Annotated in this window: 8 protein-coding genes, 1 tRNA gene and 1 pseudogene; 5 read left to right on the forward strand and 5 right to left on the reverse strand. The window is 40.1% G+C overall.

Features of this window, described 5'->3' with window-relative positions:
• Window positions 1-23 precede the first annotated feature (23 nt).
• Entirely contained in the window at window positions 24-176 is a 153-nt protein-coding gene (locus JCM21738_RS25560; protein ID WP_243462943.1) for a hypothetical protein, read from the reverse strand.
• The gene (gene comGA / locus JCM21738_RS08070) at window positions 163-1,239 is read right to left on the reverse strand and encodes a competence type IV pilus ATPase ComGA (protein ID WP_081742079.1); all 1,077 of its coding nucleotides are present in this window, start codon (window positions 1,237-1,239) and stop codon (window positions 163-165) included. Before comGA ends, JCM21738_RS25560 begins: the two co-directional genes overlap by 14 nt.
• 135 nt (window positions 1,240-1,374) lie before the next feature.
• Between comGA and JCM21738_RS08075 the strand changes: the two genes are divergently transcribed.
• Window positions 1,375-1,446, forward strand: a tRNA-Gln gene (locus tag JCM21738_RS08075).
• 55 nt (window positions 1,447-1,501) lie between these two features.
• Here the strand turns inward: JCM21738_RS08075 and JCM21738_RS08080 are convergent.
• Window positions 1,502-1,837, reverse strand: coding sequence for a Spx/MgsR family RNA polymerase-binding regulatory protein (locus JCM21738_RS08080; RefSeq protein ID WP_052019605.1), 336 nt, complete (start codon window positions 1,835-1,837; stop codon window positions 1,502-1,504).
• A 193-nt stretch (window positions 1,838-2,030) separates the two neighbouring features.
• Between JCM21738_RS08080 and JCM21738_RS08085 the strand changes: the two genes are divergently transcribed.
• The gene (locus JCM21738_RS08085) at window positions 2,031-2,732 is read left to right on the forward strand and encodes a helix-turn-helix transcriptional regulator (protein WP_023627333.1); all 702 of its coding nucleotides are present in this window, start codon (window positions 2,031-2,033) and stop codon (window positions 2,730-2,732) included.
• A gap of 79 nt (window positions 2,733-2,811) precedes the next feature.
• Window positions 2,812-3,057: a DUF2626 domain-containing protein gene (locus JCM21738_RS08090; RefSeq protein ID WP_023627332.1), complete on the forward strand. Its 246-nt coding sequence runs from the start codon at window positions 2,812-2,814 to the stop codon at window positions 3,055-3,057.
• 64 nt (window positions 3,058-3,121) lie between these two features.
• Here the strand turns inward: JCM21738_RS08090 and JCM21738_RS08095 are convergent, their stop codons facing one another.
• The gene (locus JCM21738_RS08095) at window positions 3,122-4,213 is read right to left on the reverse strand and encodes a class I SAM-dependent methyltransferase (RefSeq protein WP_023627331.1); all 1,092 of its coding nucleotides are present in this window, start codon (window positions 4,211-4,213) and stop codon (window positions 3,122-3,124) included.
• Between the two features lie 166 nt (window positions 4,214-4,379).
• Window positions 4,380-5,014 (reverse strand): annotated as a pseudogene (locus JCM21738_RS08100) (MBL fold metallo-hydrolase).
• Window positions 5,015-5,174: 160 nt separating this feature from the next.
• Here JCM21738_RS08100 and JCM21738_RS08105 point away from each other — a divergent pair.
• Together JCM21738_RS08105 and JCM21738_RS23175 are read left to right on the forward strand one after the other, a co-directional pair.
• Window positions 5,175-5,639, forward strand: a complete 465-nt coding sequence (locus JCM21738_RS08105; RefSeq protein ID WP_023627329.1) for a hypothetical protein — start codon at window positions 5,175-5,177, stop codon at window positions 5,637-5,639.
• A gap of 130 nt (window positions 5,640-5,769) precedes the next feature.
• On the forward strand, window positions 5,770-5,943 hold the full coding sequence (locus JCM21738_RS23175) for a DUF2759 domain-containing protein (protein WP_023627328.1): 174 nt from the start codon (window positions 5,770-5,772) through the stop codon (window positions 5,941-5,943).
• The last annotated feature ends 57 nt before the right edge of the window (window positions 5,944-6,000 follow it).

A 6,000-nucleotide genomic window follows, 5' to 3' on the forward strand; every position in this document is an offset into this window, starting at 1 on the left:
GGGAAATCCCTCACGCAGCTTTTCTAGCTTCTTATAACCTCATCTTTCCTTTTCTTCTCCAAGTAAAAAGTCATGGATTCAATCGCTTCCGCCAAAGAATAACCGCGCGACAGCAGTTCCCCACTCCTTTTGAGGAACCGGGCCTGTTCAGCGACAGGCCACTTACTCTCCATCATTGAGCACCCACCTCTGGTATTCGGATTCCTTGATGAACCCCAGGGCGATGCCTTTACGGATTGCATCTTTGAGAGTTTTATAATGATAGCTCTGGAGCTCCCCTCTTGCTTCCTTCAGTACCGCAGATAAATCCTTCCCCGTAAGGATTTCAAAAACATTTCCTCTTTTGCCGCTGCCTGATGAATAGCAAAATGGCGAACAAGTTCCTTCACAATAAGGACACGTCAGCTCAACAAGTCTTTGTGCCGTAACTGCGATCAGTGTCTGTTCAATCTCAAGCCAATTAATCCCGAATTCAATCAGCCTGTAAATCGCTCCTCTGGCATCCCTCGTATGCATCGTTGTGAGTACCAAATGACCTGTCAGAGATGCTCTTATAGCCGTTTCTGCCGTCTCTTTATCACGTATTTCCCCAACCATTATAATATCCGGATCATGCCGGAGGATTGCTTTCAAACCGGCAGAATAGGTAATTCCTGCCCGTTCATTGACCTGGACCTGCAGCACTGTGTCACTCGGTTTTTCAATTGGATCTTCAAGCGTAATGACATTACGGTTCACCAAATCCGAGGTTTCAGAAAGCATGGAATATAATGTTGTCGTTTTACCGCTCCCTGTTGGACCAGTAAATATAATTAAGCCATGTGCGTGTTTTAAAAGGGAAATCAGTTTTTTTGTTGTGGATGGGAATAATGAAATTTGGTATGAAGGAGTTTGGTTTTGTTCGGGAAGGAGACGAATGACCATACTTTCACTCTGGTAGGCTGGAAGCGTGGAAATCCTTAAGCCTATCTTCATTTCTTGATACTGATAGGTAAAAGCACCGCTTTGAGGCCGTCTTTTTTCACCAATATCCATTGAAGCTGTGAATTTGAAGTGGGAGATGAGCCGCTCACAATCAGCTTGTTCAAGAGTGTACCGGGGAAGCAGCTGATTGCCGAGCCTGAATTTAATCAGTGTGTCTTTCTCGCGAGGGACAATATGAATGTCCGACGCGCCACTTCTTAAAGCATCTTTCAGGACATTATCCGCTAGCTGTTCAATTGATTTAACAATAAGGATGCACCACCTTTTTCGGTTATAGAAAGAGATTTCGCCACAATCCCTTTGTCTCCTTCAAGAAATTCGAATTAAATGTGTATAAAAGGTGACAATTCAATTCATAATAACTTCCGTAACGTCAGCAAGTCATATTATTGGGCTATAGCCAAGCGGTAAGGCAACGGACTTTGACTCCGTCATGCGTTGGTTCGAATCCAGCTAGCCCAGTCCACCAAAAACGGAAGCGCCGCGCTTCCGTTTTTTCATTTTTTTGCTATTTTTTTCAAGGCATCTGGTTAAATCCAACAATCAGCTTTTTCCCATCAGTCAAAATTGGCCGTCTTAGCAGCTTTGGTTCCTGAATGACGAGTTTGATTACTTCTGAAAGCGGCAGGTCTTCCATATCCACACCAAGATTTTTATAAGTTTCTCCTCTTGTTGCTAGCAGTTCATCAAAGCCTTCAGTCGTCAGGGATAAAATCTGAAGCAATTCATTTTTTGATGGAGTATCTCTGAACATATGACGTTCATTGAATTTCACGCTGTTAGAAATCAGCCACTTTTTTGTTTTACGGCATGAAGTACAGCTTGGATATGAATAAAACGTCAGCTCTTCCATTAAGTTAACCTCCTGGCGATCAAAATTATCTCATATACGTATTGTATAACTTTTGTATAACATTTGTATACTATTTTGTCATCATTTCGCCATTTAGTTGTGAACATTTTCTAAACATATAGTGTAAACAGTGTAAACCTTATTTTCCTCTGTATTATAATGAAGGCAAATTAGTGGTCTGAGGTGAACTAAGGTGGAGCAAACATTAAAAATAACAAGTGTTTTGTCTGATCCAACGCGTTATTATATTTATCAATACATTACAAAAAGGCATAAAGATGTAACTGTACAGGAAATTGCCGACAATTTTGATATCCATCCAAATGTGGCAAGGCTGCATTTATCGAAACTTGAAGATGTGAACATGCTGATTTCAGAAACAAAAAAGACTGGCAAAGGGGGACGTCCTAGCAGACTGTACCGACTGTCCGATGAAGTGATCCAGCTTCACTTCCCATTCCGTGATTACCAGCTATTGTCCAAAATCGCGATGACAACAATGATGTCTCTTGGAGAAGCAGGAAAGAAAGCTTTGTACATGACAGGAAAACGTTTCGGGGAAGAACTGATTGAACAAGAAATATCCCGGCACTCACATATGTCAGCTGAAATGACGTTCGAGCATAAACTGAATTCAATCAAGAATGCTGCGACTCTTGCAGGTTTTTATCCTGAATTCGAATCTAATAGCGAAAAGACCAAGATTTATTTCCAAATCTTCAACTGTCCTTTTAAGGAAGTGGCAATGGAGCACACAGAAACAGTGTGCAATATGCATTATGAATTCTTGCGAGGCATGTTCGAATCATTGTTTGGTGAGATCGAACTGATCGAAAAAGAGAATATGTTCACAGGCTGTGACTCTTGTTCATATCAAGCAGTTATTGCACAATAATCAATCCTTGTTTACTTTTTACTCCACTTTACTTTATAATATGATAGTGATGGACTTGTAGGGTAAAGGAGGGATATCTTTGGATCGTATGTACAGAGTTTTAGGATTCTGGACGGGAATCTTTGCTGTCATGTTTTTCTTAGGTGACATGTATACAACGTCCTTGATTTTCTTTGGTCAAACTGGATTTTTCTTGCTTTTAAGTTACTTGAAACTGTCTGAGCGTATGTACATTTACGTCTTCGGCGCATACTTAACGATTTTCTTTGCTGGATTTACTTACTGGTCAACATTTATGATGCCATTAGGTGGAACTGGACATTGATCAATTGTTAGGCTCAAATAAAAGCGATGTTCATACATCGCTTTTTTTATTTTCCACGCTTATATTAAAATAATTTTCCAGCCGTGTGATCCAAACCCTTAGCCTGAATCACGACATCAAAGGACTGGCTGATCCCGCCTGGCAAAATCAGACTCCGGATCGCTCGATTCCGCTTGCTTGCTTCAGAAAACGGATTGGGGTCATTGTGTTCCGCAAGCTCTTCCAATATCCCTGCAGCCATAAGGAATTCATCCTGTCTCATTTTTTGCACAAAGTTCAGGCTGTATTTCTCACCAATTAATTTAAGTGCATCAAAATGCACATGACTGGTAATATCCATCTCTCCCGGATGCTGCAATACGTCATGATGCATCTGGTGCTGGTAATATCCCCTTAAGCTTCCCCGCCTCCTTGATGGGTGCATCCATTCTTTTTTCGTGTATCCGTAATCTACAGTCACCATGAGGCCTTTCGTTAAGTTAGCTGAGATAGATTTAATGAACGGTTCAAAGGCAAGCGGAATCTCAATTCTTTGCCCTTCTGCCAGTTCAAGTTCTTGGTCAGTAAAAAAAGCGGTAATTCGATCATCCGTTACCGGAACAATGATTTCTTTTAATTGTCCATTGTCATGGCCTACGAAAGCTTCTCTCACAATACCCTCGCTTTTTTCGACGACATGGACAGGAAAAGCATCAAATAATTCATTTGAAAAAATCAGCCCTTGTTTCATGCCTGTATCTGCAAAAGTACTAGCGTAAAGTATCTTCACATTTTCTAGACCGTTAAACTCCGCTTCCTGAAGCTTTCGATGATAAGGGCTCGCTTCAACGATACAGTAGGTGAGCTTCTCATCATTCAAGTCATTCCAACCCTGAATAAATGCGCGTGCAAAGCGGCCATTTCCAGCTCCTATTTCACAAAAAGATGGCGGCAGGCCAAGGTTTCTTGAATGTTTTGCAAACCATTTCCCTATCAATTTGCCAAATACATCGGACACATTGCTTGAAGTATAAAAGTCCCCTTCTTTCCCTATTTTTTGGCGTTCCTTTATGTAATAACCTTCCTCCGGGTGATAGAGTGCAAGTTCCATATACTCAGCATATGAGATCATTTTTTCCGGGGAGGCGTCAATAATCTGTCTAATAATTTCTTTCATAATGACTCCTTGAAAAAAGTTTTCACTATTGACATAGTGTTTTCGATATTATATTGTTTTAGTAGTAGCTTAACTATATCCCCTCCCATGATATGAATAGAACATCCCCCAGGAAAGCTTCTCTTTGAGAAGGGCTTTCCTAGTTTCCCTTATTCATTATGCTTCTTTAAAATCCGTTTAAAAAAGGATTTGAATCCATCTCTAAACCAATGGAGTTGTCGGTCCGTGTCCAGGAAGCACCTCTGTTTGTTCTGGCAATGACATGAGCTTTTCATCTATGCTTCTGATTAGTTGATTATGGTTGCCACCCGGCAAATCCGTCCTTCCGATGCCCCCATTAAATAGTGCATCTCCTGCCAGGACAAATTCCGCGTCTGAAAAATAAATCGAAATACTTCCTGGAGAATGTCCAGGGGTTTCAAACACTTCGAATTTAAAACTGCCAATTGACATGACACCTTCATCGTTGATCAAGTGGTCAGCAGCACGCACTTTGATTGGTTCGTTAAGCATAAAATGCTTTGAACCATTCAAAGCAGGATCTGATAGCCAATCCTTTTCTTTTTCATGAATATATACCTTGATCCCGTACTTATCCCTTATTCTATCCACTGCCCCGATATGATCGAAATGAGCATGTGTTAGCACAATTGCTTCAGGCTTCAATTCCAGCTGTTCAATCACTGTAGACAGCTTTTTCGGATTATCGCCAGGATCCACAATCAGGCATGAATTGTTTTCATTGTATACGATATAGCAATTTGTTTGTAAAAGACCTAGGGGAATCTGTTTCCATTTCATTAAAATAGCCTCCAGCTTCTAGTGGTATTATTAATACAATTATTTTACACTATTGTCAGGCAAGTTTTAAGGATTACGGTAGAAAAGCTCATGTCTCCTGATGAGTTTTCAAATCATAATTATTTAGTTTTGTACATTCCAGCACAAAGGAGGCTGCAAAATGCAATTTTTCATAGGAATTGAGGCTAGGCCTTTACTTTCGGAACTGCCTGACTTTGAACGGTTTCTTCAATCAGCTTCACCACCGTTTCTTGTTCATGAAAATATTTATATTTATAACGATCAGCAATTAGCAGATGCAGCTTCAGGTTTGCTTTCGGAAGCGGATCTTCATGAAGAAACGCATCAATTGATAAAAACAGAAGGAACAAAGGGAGAAAATTTTTACGACTATGGATTTCATGCTGGTATCGATACTTATTTATACGCTAATGAATTGTCAGCTTTCAGATTTACAGGTGGCAGCAAAATCCAGACTGAAATGGCTCTCTTACAGCTTGAAGAACATCTTGTTTTTACGACAAGGGAAGGGATTTATTTCACAATAAAACATTATAATGACCTGGTATTGGGTATAGTAAAGGCATATCAAGTGAAAGTTGAGTTTTTAGACCTCGACAAATGATGTAAAAAAATATAAAATATAAAACGAGTGTATGCTTGTCATTACATAACAGGCTGCCGCCTAAATTCCATTCAAACTTATTCAACAAACAGGCTTTATGTCTGCCTAATTTATGAAGGGGGCTTTTTTCATGGGTTTTGCTATTATTTGCGCTTTAATTACACTGCTTGCCGGCTATGCAACATTTTCGGCACTTAAAAACAAAAACATTCTTGGAATCGTATTTGGTGGAGGAACATTCTTGGTTATTGGCTGGTTTACAGTCATGACGCTCCTTACCTCTGGATTCCCAACACCGCATTAATTCGATACAAAGAAAAAGACCACCCTTTACAGGTGGTCTTTTTTCATTTCTATTTTG

Source organism: Mesobacillus boroniphilus JCM 21738, assembly GCF_000517385.1.
Classification (GTDB): domain Bacteria; phylum Bacillota; class Bacilli; order Bacillales; family Cytobacillaceae; genus Mesobacillus; species Mesobacillus boroniphilus.

Coding starts and splice junctions, on each gene's coding strand:
- JCM21738_RS25560 (WP_243462943.1), bottom strand. CDS start 176: ATGATGGAGAGTAAGTGGCCTGTCGCTGAACAGGCCCGGTTCCTCAAA.
- JCM21738_RS23175 (WP_023627328.1), top strand. CDS start 5,770: ATGGGTTTTGCTATTATTTGCGCTTTAATTACACTGCTTGCCGGCTAT.
- JCM21738_RS08095 (WP_023627331.1), bottom strand. CDS start 4,213: ATGAAAGAAATTATTAGACAGATTATTGACGCCTCCCCGGAAAAAATG.
- JCM21738_RS08080 (WP_052019605.1), bottom strand. CDS start 1,837: ATGGAAGAGCTGACGTTTTATTCATATCCAAGCTGTACTTCATGCCGT.
- JCM21738_RS08105 (WP_023627329.1), top strand. CDS start 5,175: ATGCAATTTTTCATAGGAATTGAGGCTAGGCCTTTACTTTCGGAACTG.